11 protein-coding genes are annotated in these 16,217 nt (G+C 53.5%); 7 read left to right on the top strand and 4 right to left on the bottom strand.

Annotated features, from left to right (window positions below):
- The first annotated feature begins 39 nt into the window (after positions 1-39).
- Positions 40-546 (top strand): sterol desaturase family protein, encoded by a 507-nt coding sequence (locus AC5DDB_RS15435; RefSeq protein ID WP_491740632.1) that lies wholly within the window; start codon positions 40-42, stop codon positions 544-546.
- 118 nt (positions 547-664) lie between these two features.
- Here the strand turns inward: AC5DDB_RS15435 and AC5DDB_RS15440 are convergent, their stop codons facing one another.
- Complete coding sequence (locus tag AC5DDB_RS15440) at positions 665-4,615, bottom strand: FHA domain-containing protein (RefSeq protein ID WP_491740633.1); 3,951 nt, start codon at positions 4,613-4,615, stop codon at positions 665-667.
- A 244-nt stretch (positions 4,616-4,859) separates the two neighbouring features.
- On the opposite strand from AC5DDB_RS15440, the gene AC5DDB_RS15445 reads away from it, so the two are divergent.
- Positions 4,860-5,171, top strand: coding sequence for a hypothetical protein (locus AC5DDB_RS15445; protein ID WP_491740634.1), 312 nt, complete (start codon positions 4,860-4,862; stop codon positions 5,169-5,171).
- Between the two features lie 154 nt (positions 5,172-5,325).
- Here AC5DDB_RS15445 and AC5DDB_RS15450 read toward each other — a convergent pair whose 3' ends face one another.
- The 3 genes from AC5DDB_RS15450 to AC5DDB_RS15460 form a co-directional block, all read right to left on the bottom strand.
- On the bottom strand, positions 5,326-6,180 hold the full coding sequence (locus AC5DDB_RS15450; RefSeq protein ID WP_491740635.1) for an SDR family NAD(P)-dependent oxidoreductase: 855 nt from the start codon (positions 6,178-6,180) through the stop codon (positions 5,326-5,328).
- A gap of 163 nt (positions 6,181-6,343) precedes the next feature.
- A complete protein-coding gene (locus AC5DDB_RS15455; protein ID WP_491740636.1) occupies positions 6,344-7,312 on the bottom strand; it encodes a DUF1559 family PulG-like putative transporter in 969 nt (322 codons plus the stop codon).
- Between the two features lie 209 nt (positions 7,313-7,521).
- Positions 7,522-7,878, bottom strand: a complete 357-nt coding sequence (locus AC5DDB_RS15460; RefSeq protein WP_491740637.1) for a hypothetical protein — start codon at positions 7,876-7,878, stop codon at positions 7,522-7,524.
- 164 nt (positions 7,879-8,042) lie between these two features.
- On the opposite strand from AC5DDB_RS15460, the gene AC5DDB_RS15465 reads away from it, so the two are divergent.
- The 5 genes from AC5DDB_RS15465 (at position 8,043) to AC5DDB_RS15485 (ending at position 16,216) form a co-directional block, all read left to right on the top strand.
- Positions 8,043-10,442, top strand: coding sequence for a PSD1 and planctomycete cytochrome C domain-containing protein (locus AC5DDB_RS15465; RefSeq protein ID WP_491740638.1), 2,400 nt, complete (start codon positions 8,043-8,045; stop codon positions 10,440-10,442).
- 23 nt (positions 10,443-10,465) lie between these two features.
- Positions 10,466-11,362: a DUF58 domain-containing protein gene (locus AC5DDB_RS15470; protein WP_491740639.1), complete on the top strand. Its 897-nt coding sequence runs from the start codon at positions 10,466-10,468 to the stop codon at positions 11,360-11,362.
- Positions 11,363-11,719: 357 nt separating this feature from the next.
- Entirely contained in the window at positions 11,720-12,655 is a 936-nt protein-coding gene (locus AC5DDB_RS15475) for an ABC transporter ATP-binding protein (protein ID WP_491740640.1), read from the top strand.
- Positions 12,656-12,731: 76 nt separating this feature from the next.
- Complete coding sequence (locus AC5DDB_RS15480) at positions 12,732-14,786, top strand: ABC transporter permease (RefSeq protein ID WP_491740641.1); 2,055 nt, start codon at positions 12,732-12,734, stop codon at positions 14,784-14,786.
- Positions 14,783-16,216, top strand: coding sequence for a hypothetical protein (locus AC5DDB_RS15485; protein ID WP_491740642.1), 1,434 nt, complete (start codon positions 14,783-14,785; stop codon positions 16,214-16,216). Before AC5DDB_RS15480 ends, AC5DDB_RS15485 begins: the two co-directional genes overlap by 4 nt.
- Position 16,217: the final 1 nt, after the last annotated feature.

Raw genomic sequence — 16,217 nt, forward strand, 5'->3', positions numbered from 1 at the left:
GCAGGTTCGTTACAGTTGCCGGAAACTGATTCGACATCCATGATGACACGATCCGACCTCACCGAGTTTGCAATCGCGTTCGGAACGGCTCTCATATTTGCGAGCTTGGTGGAATATGTTGTCCACCGTTGGATGCACTCGGGAACGCTGCTCGGAAGAAAACACGCCCGACATCACCAAGATGGCGAAGGGCAGGGATGGCTAGGAGAGTTTCGAGATTACGCGCTTGGCAGCGTACCGATTCTGTGGTTCGGATTTCTTGTGTCCGTTCCGGCAGGAATCGGTTACGCCTCGGGAGGTATCGTCTACGCCGCACTTTCCGCCTACGCCCATCAGCTGCAGCACGAATACCCCGAGATGGTGTTTTGGCTCCCGCGACCTGTTCACCACTTGCATCACCATCATAAAATGTGGCGTCACAATTTCGGCATTCTCGTCGACGTTTGGGACCGGGTTTTCGGAACCTATAAAACCGTGGAGTCGTCGCAGGAAACTCCGTTACCAGAACGCTCTTTCGCGAAACTCTTCAAGATCCGCTGGTTCTAAATCGCATCCCTTTGCCGCTACCGGGCACACACATAACGGCAACCGTACCGTGGGAGACTCTGTCGAAGTCGGACGAAGGTATTAGTCCGCAATGCACATAAGACCGATGTGAACGCGACTACTCTTCGACGTTGTTCTTGCGTTTTTTCGACTTCGGCATGCGTTTCAGTTCGCGTACCGAATTGATCAGGTCATAGCAAAGATAAGCGCCACTTAAAGCCGCAACGGGGGCGAAGAACATTGAGTAAGGCAACTCGTAGGCAACCAAGACCCCAGCCGTTGCAAAGCAAGTTGTGGCCAATCCAATTTTTAGCACAACGGCGTTGCGTAACTTGTTCCAACTATGTCGAGCAACCGCACTTTGAGCTGTGAAGTTTGCCAACTCACGCATTGTTGCTAACCCGGCCCGTTCGGCTTCCTTGTCGATCTTCTTTCTCGGAGCCCGTGGTTCGACCGGCTTCGACTCTTCTACGACGACTGCAGGAACTTCGTTCTCCGGTTGCTTCTTGACACTCGTTGCCGCGGGTTTCTGCACAGGTTGTGACGGTCCCGTGTTCGACGGTGTCCCCGACCCTGGTCGGCGATTTCGTGCGAGAAGTCGCTCCATGTAAAGCGCGATCGAGTCTGGATCGTCGACATCGATCTCTTCTTGGTTCTGGTTCGCCGGATTCACATCGGACGGTGTTTCCGGTTTGACCTCCTCCTCCTCAACGTTATGAGTATCCTGTGCAACCGGCGTATCATTCTCGGACTGCTCGGCCGTCGCAAAGATATCGAACGGGTCGGCCGCTGTGTCGTTGTCCGATGCTTCTGACTTTGCAGCCGGATCGATCCCGAACATCGCTGCTAGCTCGGAATGCATCGACGATGTCGTCTTCGGAGGGAGCGTTTCCTCATTCGACTTATCGCTAGCACTATCGACCGGCTTGTCGTCCGAAGTCACTCCCAAACGCGCCAAGGCTTCTGAAATTAGGTCGTCGCCATCAACTTCTTCAGGATCACTGTCTATCGAACACAATTCGATTTGTTCCGCTTGAGTAGACTCAGAGGTGTCGTTCAACGGTTGTTCGAAAACGTCTGGCAAATTGAGATTCGCAAGCGTTTGATCCACATCAAACGCTTGTGTTTCTGTCGGCTCAGTGACTTGGTTTTCTAACTTAGCACGCAGTTCGTCGAGTTCTTGCTTCTCACGCTGCAGACGATCTCGTTCAATCTCTAACTCTTGCCACTCACTAGTAAGATCGGACTGGTGAGATGGTGCGATACTAGTTTGAGAACCGTCTGGTTTATCGTCCGTCGACGGACGATACGCCTCGGCAGACGCAACGCCTTCGTCACCGTGCGTATTACTAGCATCTGCCAAAGAACTCAGGAGTTGATCGACCTCCGACTCACGTAATGCAAGACGCTCGAATTGCTCGTTGAGCTGTTGCTCTTGATCCGCTAGCAATGATTGGTGTGCCGCTAATTCTTCATATGCAACCTTGAGTTCTTCAGCCTGATTCAACAACGCGAGCTTTTGATCGACGTCTTCGTCAATCGGATGTGGTGTAGTAGGCTCAGCGAGCAAGTGTTGTAGTTCTTCCAACTTTTCGGATTGACTAACAACGACGTTTTGAGAATCCTCAAGCTCTGCGAGGGCGTCTGCTAACTTCGCTTGGCATTCTTCAAGCTCTTGCGATCGCGTAGCGAGATCATCCTCGAGCCGGCTAACGTCCTCGGTGGCGATCTTGTCACTATCGTTTGTTTGATCAAGACGTTCGTTCGCTTCGGCGAGTTGTTCCCGCAACTCGGCAACTTGCGAATCTCGATCTTTAAGTTCCGCTTGCAAACGTTCGACGTCAGCTTCTAGTTTCTGACATACCTCATGCTGTTGATCTAATGCCGTTTGCAAATCACGATGTTTTGACTGTAACTCCGCGAGGTCATCGCAAGCAGTTGTCTCTAGCTCGTTCTGCCTCAACTCGAACTCTTTGCGTTCGTTCGCTAGTGACTCGATGGAGGACTCTAACTGTTGTGCTCTGTCATCCAACTCGGCTCGTTCAGAGTCTAGTTCTTGCTGGAGTTCGTCGAGTTTCTGCTTTTTGTTATCGAGTTGCAGACGGAGTTCTTCGATCTCCGCGACTTGTGTTTTGAACTCTGCTCGTTGAGTTGCAAGTTCTTCGAAGTCTGCTTTGAGGGACTCTGTTTGTCCATATAGCGAATCCTTGTGAGAGTCGAATTCCTCCCGCTGCTGGGCTAATGACTCTTTCTCGCGTTCGATCTCCTCCGCGTGGTTGTCGAGAGTGTTGAGCCGTTCTTCGAGTTCCGCTCGTTGTTTGGTGAGGTTGTCATGCTCTGCTTGAAGTTCACTCCGTTCTTTGTCGAGAGTATCTCGTTGAGACTCTAGCTCCGAACGTAATTCGTTTAGATCATGCGATTGTGCTTCGTATGATTGAAACTGTTCCGCGAGTTGTGTTTCATCAGCCTTGAGTTGCTCAAGCCGCGACTGATAAGCCTGCTCGTGGTCTGCAAGTTCCTGTTCTTTCTGAGCCAGGTTTTCTTCGCGAGCCCGCAAGCCATCTTCTTGATCGGCGATCGTTGCCTCTGCCTGACAAACGGCTTCCAGTCGTTCGTCAATGCGTTTCGCGGCATCAGTAAGTTCAACACGTTCCGCATCAAGTTCCGAACGCTCGGATTCAAGTTGCTCGCGGAGTTGAGCGAGTTCTTGCGTTTTCTGTCGGATCTCTGAAGATTGCTTGTCCGTTTCTTGTTCGCGACGATTTAGTTTTCGTTGGTGGTCTAGTAGTTGTGCCGATGCGGCATTTAGTTCGTCCTTGAACTCAGAAAGTAATAGGTGATGCCGTTCGACATCTTGTAGTTTTCTTTGTGTCTCCCGCGATTTGTTCCCGAGATCAGACTCTTGTTCATTAAGTGTCGCGGTTCTTTGTTCGAGCGCGTGTTGCTGCTGAGCGAGTTCTGATTTTCGGGATTCGTACTCGCTCTCTTTGGTAAGAAGCTCTTGATGCCGACGCTCTTGTTCGGCGGCGGCGTCTGCGATTGCCACTTCACGCTGCTGAATCTCTAAGCTTTGATGGTCGAGTTGCTCTTGAGTCGAGTTCAACTCGCGATCACGTTGCGACAGTTCATCTGCTTGCTGATTGAGCTTGATCTCTCGATCCCGAAGGTCCGCACGTTCGGTGCGAATTAGTTGTTGTTCCTGGTCGAGTTTCGCCCGTTCCTCGGCGAGCAATTCGTTTGCTGTCTTGTTTTCGTTGACAAACTGTTCACGTTCATTTGCAAGTGTTTGACGTGCCGCCGCCAATTCTTCCTGAACCGTTGCGATCTCGGCTTCACGCGAAGTTGTCGACTGCTCGAACTGCTCCGTCCGACTTTGCAGCATACGAGATTGTCGCGCGAGACTTTCCTCTTGTCTTGCTAGCTCCGCTTTGGTTTTACGGATCGAGGCTTCTTCGGATTCGAGAGCGGCCCGTTGTTGACTGATTTCCTCATGAAAGGAACGCTCTTCGGCGATTAACTCATGTTCGCGACTTGCGAGGACATCGGCTTTGCGTTCGAGTTCCGCCCGAAGTCTTGCGAGGCGATCGGCTTCTAGGTTGAGTAGCGACGAGGTGTTTCCCGAGCCTATTGAATCCGATTGCTTTGGCGTATCTTCAGCAGTTGTGGATGTGGCCCTATGGGACGGAACCGATGGTTGCGTTCTGGTATGCGTACGGATTTCATCCGGTTTGGCTGCTCGCACACGGAACTCGACCGGACCGATTGCGATTCGATCTTCAATTTGAAGTGCGACTTTGCGGAACGGGCCATCATTGTGCCACGTTCGTGAATCCAATGCCTCTAGAGAAATTTGGTTACGCTCAACCGAGATGATCGCATGGCGGGCATGGATTCCGGGGACTGTCAACCGGATGGCGCACTCATCAGAGGACCCGATCGTCCAAACGCCATGTTCCAGCAAAATGGGTTGGACGTTTGCAATGCGACGCGTCGGTTCAAGAACCAGACCGATCGCCATCTCTCCTTGACGCGAGGAGTGCTCAGGGGGTTGATCGGAGACGGCAAACATGTAGGATTCCCTTGCCTTGTGACATGCACAAAAAGTCGTTGGGGCGACGTGACGGCGAAGTGAACACACGCCGTCAGTCATCTATACTTCCTATTCGACTATTGGTCAAAATAGGATCGCGTGTCTGACGGGAGGAGTTTGGCAACTTAGTCCGGTGATGCGGATCAACCTGTTGGTGTATTCGTTGGATTCGCTACAGCACAGATAATCTCGCAATTCGGAAGTTGGAAAGAGCCTTCACGTGATGGATTCCGGTAAATCGAACACCTACGAAATCCTGTGCGGATGTGGCCGGTCTTGGAACGGGGGGCGGTTATCGCGTCCACAGAATGTTCCGTGTCCGAACTGCGGTGAGCGGTTCCTCGTTCTTCCGGAGGCGTCACCGCTGCCCGATTCTTTTACGAAACATACCGCTCGACGTCAGCGGATCAAACGCTTGTCTCAACCCAAATGGCGTTGGCCGTTTTCGGTGGGGGAAACACTGCTATTGTTGCTCGGGATCGCGTTAGTGATCGCCGGGTATGTTTGGAAGTTAAACCACCCGGTTGAAAACTAGATTGTTCGACTATTGTCGATCCAAATCAGCCGTGGTCGACCAGGAATTCAACGCGGGTGACTTTCGGATTCGCGTCGCGAGAGCTGGCTTGTAAATGTGTGTAGCACATTGCATTCTAGAAGCACTACGCTGAGGAAAGAGACAGTCATTCTGTCTAGGCGGCTCGCGATTGTGTCGGTGTCGATTGGGTAGAACTTGTCACCGATGGCTTGTGTTTCTTCTTTCTGCCGATTTGATTGAGGGCATCTAAGAACCACGGCGCGACACGTTTTGTTGTGTACAGCACGTGCGCCAGTGGTGTTAAGAGAGGCATTCGGCGATTTTTCCGAATGGCTTTGACGGCCGCTTTGGCGACTTTCTCCTCTGTCGTGCAGATCCATCGAGGCGGGGTTGGAACCGGTTTATCGGAACGACCGCTGGCTGCGTTCTCATAGAGTTTAGTGCGGACCGGCCCTGGACACAGCACTGACACACCGATGCCTTTGCGGCCGTATTCGGCTCGCAACGCTTCGCTGAATCCGACGATTCCAAACTTGGACACGTGATAAGCGGCAAACCGCCCACCGGCGACCAATCCGGAGATACTACCCATATTGAGGATATGAGCTTCCGGGCGATCCAACAACGTGGGAAGTAGCTCGTGAACCAAACGGACTGGTGCTCGCAGATTGATATCGAGAATCCAGTCCCATTGTTCGGCGGTCATCTTGTGTGTGGGACCATAGTAAGCCACACCGGCGTTGTTGACGAGAATATCCACGTGTTGCCAGCGGTTGTGCAGGTCTTCGATGGCGGCCGTGATTTCACCGGGCTGCGTGAGGTCGCACCGTCGTCCCACGGCACAAACTCGCAGAGCCGATACCTCGAATACAACTTCGCTGAGACCCGCTTCATCGATATCGAGTAGAAAGAGGTCGACACCTTCTTTAGCCAAAGCGATGGCGATTGCTCGGCCTAAGCCGGATGCGGCTCCGGTAACGAGTGCTTTTTTTCCACGTAATGTCTTCATGCCCGGCTTCCCTGCCTTCAAAACGCGGTGTACGAATTGCGTGGGAGTCTAACGAAAACAGAGGGATCTCGAAAAGACGACTTTCCGTCAGCTAACAAAAAACGCCTCATCCGATCAGGACGAGGCGTTCAGTATTAATGGCGAAGCTCGATGTGGTCACAGATTATTGCGGCAAACTCACCCGTTCGTTGCCGTTGCGGGTCGCCATTGCGTTGAGCACGGTGGAATCAATCGACTTGGAAATCCGTTGGGAACGACCGTCACAGAACGCAACTTGACACACATCGCCATGCCAACTTCCGAAGCCAAAGTAGTGTTGTTGACCGCCGTTGGTCCAATAGCTATCGAAGTTCGGTCGGTCCGGTCGGAGTCGGGCACAGCAACTCGAGCCATCCGGCCAAAACCCCATCAAAGTATCACTACAAAGAATGGTGTTTGTACTGCCGTCGACTTGGACATCTCGCATCCGGATTTCGCTACCAGGGAACAAAACACCATTTAGTGCCGCCACTTGAGAGCCGCTGGAGTCGACAATCGTCGTTCCCATGTTGCCGCGATAGGTCGAATACCCCGTTCGCGGACCGAGCGAATTCAAACCCGGCAAACTTGCACTGGGGCAGACCAATACTGGGATCTCAATCGCAATTGCTTGCAGGTTCACGCCCTGGTCTTTTTGGAGATTCCATTGCGGATCGACGTTGCCCTGCTCGATTCCATCGAGAATCGCAGCTTGCCACGGCCACTCGGGCGTCATTTCCCACGTCTGAATCTGAGCGGGTGCCGGTTGCGGACTTACATTGAGTGCCTGATAGGGAATCACCGCGGGCGATTGCATCTGTATCATGACCGAGGTGATCGAATTACCGTTGATGTCGGTCGCAGGCGCTGCGGTATTTCCTGCTGGGAATACGCCGTGCTGATCGTGATAGGTTTGAATGGCGATGCCAAGTTGGTGCAGGTGGTTCAAACACTGCGTTTGTCGTGCACTTTCCCGAGCAGACTGAATTGCCGGGAGTAACAAGGCGATCAAAATGGCGATGATGGCCATCACGACTAGCAATTCGACCAAGGTGAACCCAGATCGGCGTTGCGGTTCTTTGCGGAGAGTTGACCGCGCGGAATCAACTATCATGAATCGTCTCCAAGCACTTTGGGTTTCTGCGGGCAATCGCTGAAACCATCGACAAAGGCACGCGATTCACAAGTTGGCACGGAGTCCGACTCGCGAACTGCGAAGGCAAGTTGGTCGAAAGTTGTATCGTTATTATTCAAACAATCACTGCCAGCATACGAGATGCCGAATAAAAAATCTATCCCGAAATTGATAGCGGGAAATGCGTTTTAACAGATGTCGGCGAAAGAGACGTCTGCGATGTATTTCGCGAATTGTATCGGTTGGACGGTCGGATTGTCCGATGATTCTCCACCAAAACGCTCCCAGAGTTCGTGGATCTCGACGTCGATCATGTCATCGAGACCAAGTTGTTTTCGGAACGTGCTCCGCCAGTCTTTTTTTCCACCAAATGCCGATCGGACCGCGTTGCCGACTTGAACCTCCGTCTGTGCGTCAAGTTCGCCGATAGTATCAAGAACGTAATTTTCTAAAAGAATCAACAGCGGTCTTTCGGCATACCGTTCCGGTTCCGGTTCGGCAGTGGGCCATTCTTCAGGAGGATCAATCGGTAATTCGTCGGACATTCGCTTCCTACGCTGTTTCAGATTGGTTACACAACTGCGATTCTTTGCAATTCATTCACCAAGACGACATGATATGAGGACACGTTCCGAGAAAGTTGCTGAACTCAAGGTCTGTTCCTGCAAATTTCGAAACGGTCGATAGTGTTTGTTGAGGAGTTTGAAATATGACATCGCTTCCGCGACTGTTCGCAGTGACCGTGTTGCAGGTTGGCCTCGTCAGCTTGGTCGTGGAAGCTCAGGAACCTGTCAATTTCAATCGCGACGTCCGCCCGATTCTATCGGAATACTGCTTTGCTTGTCACGGTCCAGATCAACGCGTTCGAGAAGCCGACTTGCGATTGGACACCAAGGGCGGACTCTTCGCCGAGCGGGACGGCTACGATATTGTAAAGCCGAACGATGCCGACGCGAGCGAACTGCTTGTACGAGTCACGAGTGACGACCCGACTATGGTCATGCCGCCCCCGGAGTCGAATAAACGACTCTCCCCGCGACAGGTCGAGATTCTGAAGCGTTGGGTCGCTGAAGGTGCCCCGTGGGAAGGACATTGGGCGTATGTTGCACCGGTTCGACCGACGGTTCCCGAGGGCAAAACGACTCAGGCAATCGATTCTTTCATAACCGCACAACGGGAAGCCCGGGGTTTGAAACCATCGTCTCAGGCAGATCGAACCACTCTGATTCGTCGGCTGTCATTTGATTTGCGTGGTTTGCCGCCCTCCGCCGAGGAAGTTCGGGCGTTTCTCGCAGATGATCGGCCGGAAGCATACGCGGAGTTGGTGAGTCGGTTCTTGGATTCACCCGCATATGGCGAACGGATGTCACAATATTGGCTGGATCTCGTGCGGTACGCGGACACGAACGGCATTCACGGCGACAATCACCGCAACATCTGGCTGTACCGGGATTATGTGATCCGGTCGTTCAACGAGAACAAACCATTCGACCAGTTCACGATCGAGCAACTGGCAGGCGACTTGCTCGAAAAACCCACGGACGAGACACGGATTGCCTCCGGCTACAATCGTCTGTTGATGACGACTCGCGAAGGCGGTGCTCAACCGAAGGAATACACGGCGAAATACGCGGCCGATCGGGTACGGAACGTGTCCGAGGTTTGGCTCGGCACGACGATGGGATGTGCCGAATGTCATGACCACAAATACGACCCAGTGCTGACCAAAGACTTTTACGCGATGGAGGCGTTTTTCGCCGACGTGCAGGAGACCGCCGTCGGGCAGCAGGCGGAAACAGCTTTCCCGTCAGTCGAACAAGCCCGAAAGTTGAAGGAATTGGACGGCGAGATTGCTCAAACGCGGTCGGAACTGGCGAGTCGTACACCGAAATTCGCGGTGGCGGAGAAGCCCGATGGCAAGACGAAACCGGAAGACGTCCGCGTTTTGGCCACTCCGGAACTGAATCCGCTTCGGAACCAATTGAAGAAGCTAGAAGCGGCTCGGAAACAGGTCGATCAAAGCATTCCGCGAACCCTGATCACCACCGCCGTGAAGCCCCGTACGATTCGTGTGCTACCACGTGGGAATTGGCTGGACGATTCCGGGGCCGTCGTGACGCCAGCCGTGCCGGAGTTCTTACCAGCATTGAAAGTTGAAGGACGCGCGAATCGACTCGATTTAGCGAAATGGTTGGTGTCGGAGCAGAACCCACTCACGGCTCGCGTCTATGTCAATCGACTGTGGAAACTATTCTTTGGCGAAGGATTGGTGAGAACACCCGGCGATTTGGGTTCGCAAGGCTCGTGGCCGACACATCCGCGATTATTGGATTGGTTGGCCGTCGAATTTCGCGAAAGCGGTTGGGATGTGAAGCATATCGTGCGACTGATTGTCATGTCCGAAACGTACCGTCAATCTTCGATCGCAAGTTCCCAGCAACGGGAAGCGGACCCATTCAATTACTGGTTGGCTCGACAATCCCGATGGCGTTTGCCGGCGGAGTCGATTCGCGATAATGCCCTTGCTGTCAGCGGATTACTCAATGAAACCGTAGGCGGCCCCAGTGTCAAGCCGTATCAGCCGGCCGGATATTGGAGTCATCTCAATTTCCCCCGCCGAACCTGGCAGGCGGACACGGGAAACAATCAGTATCGTCGTGGACTCTACACGTATTGGTGTCGTACGTTTTTGCATCCCAGCATGTTGGCGTTCGATGCCAGCACCCGCGAGGAATGCACCGTCCAACGTCCTCGTTCGAATACGCCACTGCAGGCATTGGTCTTGCTGAACGACCCGACCTATGTCGAAGCTGCTCGCGCTTTGGCTGCGAAAATCTTGCAAAACGCCGGTTCCACGGACGAAGCCCGGATCGAAGCGATGTTCTTCAGCGTGTTGTCACGGACACCGAATCCTGAAGAGTTGAAACTCGTGCGAGACTTGGTGCAACAACATCGATCCCAGTACGCCGAGGAACCGACCGCTGTCGCTGATTTACTCGCGGTGGGTCAGTTCCGACACTCCGATGCCGTTGATCCCGTTGAATTAGCCGCTTGGACGAGTGTCGCTCGTGCCATCCTCAATTTGAACGAAACCATCACACGGCCGTAGGACGACCAAGGAAGCGAAACTTCATGCGGACCGCCGAAAGTTATCTCAAGCCCGAAGTCATCCAAACGGTTGCCCGACTGGATTTGCGGGCACGGTTTATTGTGGAGGGATTTCTTGCGGGGTTGCATGCCAGTCCGTTTCACGGATTCAGTGTCGAGTTCAGCGAACACCGGCGTTACAACCACGGTGACGATCCGAAAGACATCGACTGGCTCGTTTACGCCAAGACGGATCGGTTCTACGTCAAGAAATACCAGGCCGAAACGAACATCACCGGTTATTTGATGCTCGATCTTTCGGAGAGCATGGGGTACACGTATCGGCAAGAGTTGACGAAATTTGATTACTCGGTCTGTCTGGCGGCGGCGCTGGCGTATTTGATGATTCACCAGCAGGACCCGATCGGACTGGTCACGTTTGACGAAGTGATCCGCAGCAGTTTGCCACCGCGGAGCAAACGCACACAGCTCGGGCAGATGCTGGCGTTGCTGTCACGAGCAAAACCGCAAGGCGTGACGGATATCGGTGCGAACCTGCGACGGATGGCCGCCATGATTCGACATCGCGGCTTGGTGATGTTGTTATCCGACTTGCTGACCGACCCCGAACCGGTCATCGAAGGCATACGACTCCTGCGTCATGCCGGGCATGATGTCATCGTGTTCCATGTGCTTGACGAAGCCGAGGTCTCGTTCCCGTTCGACGGGCTCGTCGATTTTCAAGACCCGGAAAGCGGCGAACATCTCGTGCTTGACGCTTCCGGGGCCCGCGCGGATTATCACGAAGCACTGAACGAGCTGCGCTCGAAGTATCAGCAGGAGTGTCTTTCGGTCGGGGCGGACTATGTGCCGCTCGACACCAGCATGCCTTTCGATAAAGCGCTGTTAGAGTATCTTTCCCAACGCCAAGCCCGATTTTAAGCGTTGCATTGCGAATATTCGGTGAAGGAAGCGGCATCAGAGAGCAATTTGTTCCACGAATCCCTAGAATCGGCCCTCCGTGGACGATGACGGAACCGCAACGATGATCGGCGCTTGCAATCGAAGTTCCGTGACTCTACAGTAAAAAATCTGTCTATCAGCAGATTCCCTAACATGCGCGGATAGACAATTTTCGCTCCAACGACTTGGGGAAATCCGACGTAGTTGGTTTCAAACCCAACCGTGTTTTCTGGTTTCCAGGCGTTGTGACGAGCGTGATCGCTCCGGGCAGGTTGATTTTGTTTTTCTCTCTCGTTTTTTCATAATTCGACACCCTACTTCCATCAAAGGCCTGCGATGAGTTCCGAACCGGTTATCGAGATTCGCAACTTAACCAAAGACTACCGTGACTTCTGGGGACGGCGTAAGACACGTGCGGTCAACTCGCTGAGTCTTACGATTGAGAAGGGCGAGGTCTTCGGACTTTTGGGGCCAAACGGGAGTGGTAAAACGACCACGATGAAGCTGCTGCTGGGCCTCTTGTTCCCCACCGAAGGCGACATTCGCATCTTCGGGGAACCGGCTCTGGAGGTGAAAAAGAACAGCCGCATCGGGTATCTACCGGAAGAATCGTATTTCTATCGCTTCCTAACCGCCCGGGAAACGCTCGACTTCTATGGCAAACTCTTCGGGATGTCGAAGCAGGAGCGGAAAGACCGCACCGAGAAGCTGCTCGACCAGGTTAAACTCAATCCACGGTTCTGGAATCGTCAGCTCAAAGAGTATTCCAAAGGGATGACTCGGCGAATCGGGTTGGCGCAGGCGTTGATTAACGATCCCGAGTTGGTCCTTCTCGACGAACCGACCAGCGGTTTGGACCCGATCGGGCGTCAGGAGATGAAAGACATCATCCAAGGGTTGCGCGAGCAAGGTAAAACGGTCGTCATCTGTGGGCACCTGCTGCCGGACATCGAAGAAATTTGCGACCGCATCGCGATTTTGTACTCTGGCGAATTGAAAGTGCTCGGTCGCTTCGACGAACTTCTGGTCTCCCAGGGCGAAACGCAGTTGCGTACCGATAGTCTTAGTGACGAAGCGATGGCCGATGTGCGTGCCGCTTTGGCCAAACACGGGGCTGAAATCCGTGGTGTCACGCATCCGACGAACAGTCTCGATGATCTCTTTGTGAACACGGTGAAGGAAAGTCAGGCCCGACCGGGACGGCGATTCGTTCCACCGGGACAATCGAGCGACAGTCCCGAAACCGCGACCGCGAGTTCGAACGACGAGTAATCCGTGGACACCGTTCCACTATCCAATGTTGTCGTCTTGATTATTCCAAATTTCTTTCTTTCGCGGACTGTGATTCATGTCCTTTAATCCGACGCCGTTCGATTTCTGGAATGGTTTGTTGAGTTGGGGAATCGTTTTCGGGCTATTCCTCGGCGTTGCGGTTTTGATGGTTTTCGCCGCTGCATTGATTTCGTCAGGTTTCAGTGTCGGCAGCGCGGTTTCCAAGGTGTTTGCTGGTTTCGCAAGTGCCGGTGAAGACTTGTTTCAGTTGTCCTTGGAGCGCATCTGGGCCTTAACGCAACTCACCATTCGGGAAGCCATCCGCCGTAAGATTCTGCTGGTGTTTGTCGTCTTCGGGGCGTTATTTATGTTCGCCGGGTGGTTCCTGGCGGATTCGGAAATGCCCACATCTGAGCAACAGGTGAAGGTTCACGTCTCCACCATGTTGCTGATGATCAGCTGGCTCACCTTGCCGTTGGTTCTTTTGATGTCATGTTGGGGGATTCCGCAAGACATTAAAAACCGGGCGATGCACACCGTGGTGACGAAACCTGCCCGCCGAAGTGAAATCTACCTGGGTCGACTCCTCGGTTACAGCGCTGTCGGCACCCTGATTTTGGCCGTCATGGCGGTGATTGGCTACTTCTGGATCATCCGGCTTGTGCCCGCTTCGGCGAAAGACGCTTTGGTCGCACGGGTGCCGATTTATGGAAATCTCTCGTTCCTCGGTCCCGATGGTCGCCCTGCTCGACTCGGGATCAACGTGGGGGACGTCTGGGACTTCCGCAGCTACATTGCTGGTGCCACACAGGCGGCCGCCATTTGGGATTTCGATGACATCGATGAGTCGGATGCGGTCACACGAGAAGTACAATCCGGCGACATTGAATCGTACAGTTTGGACCCTAAGCAGAATGAAGAGCTTGGGGATGATGTGGAACTCGTCTCTGCCGAACGACTCCAGTTCGAAACACACTTTGAGTCCTTCCGAACCAACAAAGGGGACATGAAGCAAGGTCTTCTGTGTCGGATGCGGATCGTTCGCGACTTGCGTGATCGAACGGCGAGAGCACTCGGCGCGGGTGTGAGTTTTCAAGAATTAACCGGGATGATCGACGAAGGCGAGTTCGAGCAAGCCGGGATTCGGATGGCCGAATTCGCGAATGGAATCGAAACCGGGGCCCTCGAAGTCAGTGATGCCGAGTTGAACGCCGCTGCGGCCGGATATCGGGATTTCATCGCCGTACTGGAACCCTTCTCGAGCGACGATGCCGGTTTCCCGGTCGATCAATTTGTGTCGGCGGCGCAATCCATCGTAGAGACGGGTGAAGCCACAAATGTCGACAAAAAGGCGTTCGCAGCGGCTTTGAAAACACAGAGTGAGTTAATTCGCGAACATGCCGACGTACTCAGTGCCAAGCTGACAAATCTCGCGGTCGATCACCTGTTTCGCGTGAGTGAATATCATGGCGACCTGCACTACATTCCTCGTGAGTTGTTTAGCGAAACCGGCGATCCGGTCGACTTGTTCAACGATCTTTGTCACGGCGGACGGTTGCGAGTTGAGATTTTCTGTCTGAGTCCTGGCCAATACCTCGGGATGGCTCGGCCTGACTTATTCATTCGTACGCCGGACCGACCGTTCGCTTCGACTTACTTCAAAGCCGTCGCGGGGGATTGGCTAATGATCTTGCTGGTCGTCACCTTCGGGGTTACGGCGAGTACATTCGTCAAAGGACCAGTCGCGACGCTATTAACAATCACATTGGTCATTGTCGGTGCCGGTTTCTATCCGTTCTTAGAGAAATTGGTGCTCGAAGATCGTTGGGGGTCATTGGAGTCCGTCAGACGGATTATTGACCACAAGAATCCGACGGTCGACTTGGAACAATCGCGTAGTCAAGAAATCATCGAGGCGGCCGACCAAGGAATTTTGGGCGGGTTGTGGGTGGTTTACAAAACCTTCCCCGACTTCCGCGTCTACAAACTCTCGCCATATGCGGCTGCAGGGTTTGACGTGCCTTGGTCAGCGGGACTTTTACCCGCGTTCGCCGTGACATTTGCATATTTTATTCCGTGTTTTCTTCTCGGATATCTGTCCTTGCGATTCCGTGAACTGGAGTCCAAATGAACAATCTGTCTTCACAGCAACGCAAATTGGTCTATCTCGGCGGCATCGTGCTGCTGTTGATTCCCACCATTCTTTTGGGACGTCCCTCATCCGGTAAGAAGGATGCGAACGGCCAAGCAGAAGATCCCGGTGGCATCCTCGCCCAACAGCGGGCGGAATACGAGCTTGGCGAAAGCACGCTCGGGAATGTCGATCCGTCGAGTGCCGCCATGAACTTGGTGTTGCTGGGCATGCGGGGCATCGCCGTCAATCAGTTATGGATGCAGCACGATGAAATGAAGAAGGTCAAAGCCTGGGGAGAGATGCGGGCCTTGGCCAACAGTATCATCACACTTCAGCCGCACTTTCTCGATGTCTGGCGGTATCACGGTTGGGACTTAGCCTACAATGTGTCGTCCCAATGGGACGCCGTCGAAGACCGGTATTTCTGGGTCAAGGAAGGCACGAAGTTCACCAAAGACGGACAGCAGCGGAACCAAAAGTTTCCCGAATTGGCTTGGGACGTCGGTCGGTTGATCGGACATAAGATCGGTCGCTCCGACGAATGGCGATTCTTCCGCCAATTCTTCCTCAGCGATCCCGATCCGAAGTTCGAAGGTGGTGTCGATCCTGAGATGAACGACCGTGGTCGTGACAACTATCTCGCATCACGGGATTGGTTCCTCGAAGCCAACCGGATCGACTCTTTGCCGGGGATTCGTCAACGTTTGATGGCTCCGATGCTCTTTCGGCATTATCCATCGCGATCGTATTTTGATTACGCCGATGCTCGTCAACGCGAAGGGAAGTTCACCGATAAAACGGCGACGGCATGGAGTTTAGCGTACCAAGACTGGATCGAACGTTTTGGGCGTGAGGAGTTCGAAACCAGTGCCGGCAAGATGTACCTGGAATCGACTTCGGATGAAATGCGGGCGCTCGCCAAGCAGGAAGGAATTCCGCCGGAAGAGAAGGTATCCCGTTGGCGGTTCTATCAGAATCTGACCAACTACCGGTATTGGCGAGAACGAGCCAAGCTGGAGAGCGATCCGGAAATGAACGATGCTCACCAGGAAATGTACGAAGGGCGTCTCGCTTTCAAACGTGGCGAACTTGTTTACGGACCTGACGGCACGCCACCGGAATCGGTGCAGAAGCTGGAATCCGGAATGAAGAAGTTCTCCAATATGCTCAAGAAGGCCTCGGAAGAACAAGCGGATTACGAAGATAAAGAACTCCGCGAAGCGAACAAATACGACTTAGCGGAGGACCGCAATCTGGTCGAGGAAGGCATGCTAGCCCTGATTTACTGGCGACGTGCCCTCGAACAGAACAACCGCGACATTCCCAAAGAGTACCCCTTGAAATGGCTATGGGATCGCGAGCAGGATTCCATGGGGGAGTACTTGCAGGAATTCGAACGCGACTTGCGGACCGTTCAGCAGGACTAGC

The sequence above is a fragment of the Thalassoroseus sp. genome (genome assembly GCF_984380535.1).

Excerpts from the sequence above, each read along its gene's own strand:
- AC5DDB_RS15435 (WP_491740632.1), top strand. The coding sequence starts at position 40 with ATGATGACACGATCCGACCTCACCGAGTTTGCAATCGCGTTCGGAACG.
- AC5DDB_RS15440 (WP_491740633.1), bottom strand. The coding sequence starts at position 4,615 with ATGTTTGCCGTCTCCGATCAACCCCCTGAGCACTCCTCGCGTCAAGGA.
- AC5DDB_RS15445 (WP_491740634.1), top strand. The coding sequence starts at position 4,860 with ATGGATTCCGGTAAATCGAACACCTACGAAATCCTGTGCGGATGTGGC.
- AC5DDB_RS15450 (WP_491740635.1), bottom strand. The coding sequence starts at position 6,180 with ATGAAGACATTACGTGGAAAAAAAGCACTCGTTACCGGAGCCGCATCC.
- AC5DDB_RS15455 (WP_491740636.1), bottom strand. The coding sequence starts at position 7,312 with ATGATAGTTGATTCCGCGCGGTCAACTCTCCGCAAAGAACCGCAACGC.
- AC5DDB_RS15460 (WP_491740637.1), bottom strand. The coding sequence starts at position 7,878 with ATGTCCGACGAATTACCGATTGATCCTCCTGAAGAATGGCCCACTGCC.
- AC5DDB_RS15465 (WP_491740638.1), top strand. The coding sequence starts at position 8,043 with ATGACATCGCTTCCGCGACTGTTCGCAGTGACCGTGTTGCAGGTTGGC.
- AC5DDB_RS15470 (WP_491740639.1), top strand. The coding sequence starts at position 10,466 with ATGCGGACCGCCGAAAGTTATCTCAAGCCCGAAGTCATCCAAACGGTT.
- AC5DDB_RS15475 (WP_491740640.1), top strand. The coding sequence starts at position 11,720 with ATGAGTTCCGAACCGGTTATCGAGATTCGCAACTTAACCAAAGACTAC.
- AC5DDB_RS15480 (WP_491740641.1), top strand. The coding sequence starts at position 12,732 with ATGTCCTTTAATCCGACGCCGTTCGATTTCTGGAATGGTTTGTTGAGT.
- AC5DDB_RS15485 (WP_491740642.1), top strand. The coding sequence starts at position 14,783 with ATGAACAATCTGTCTTCACAGCAACGCAAATTGGTCTATCTCGGCGGC.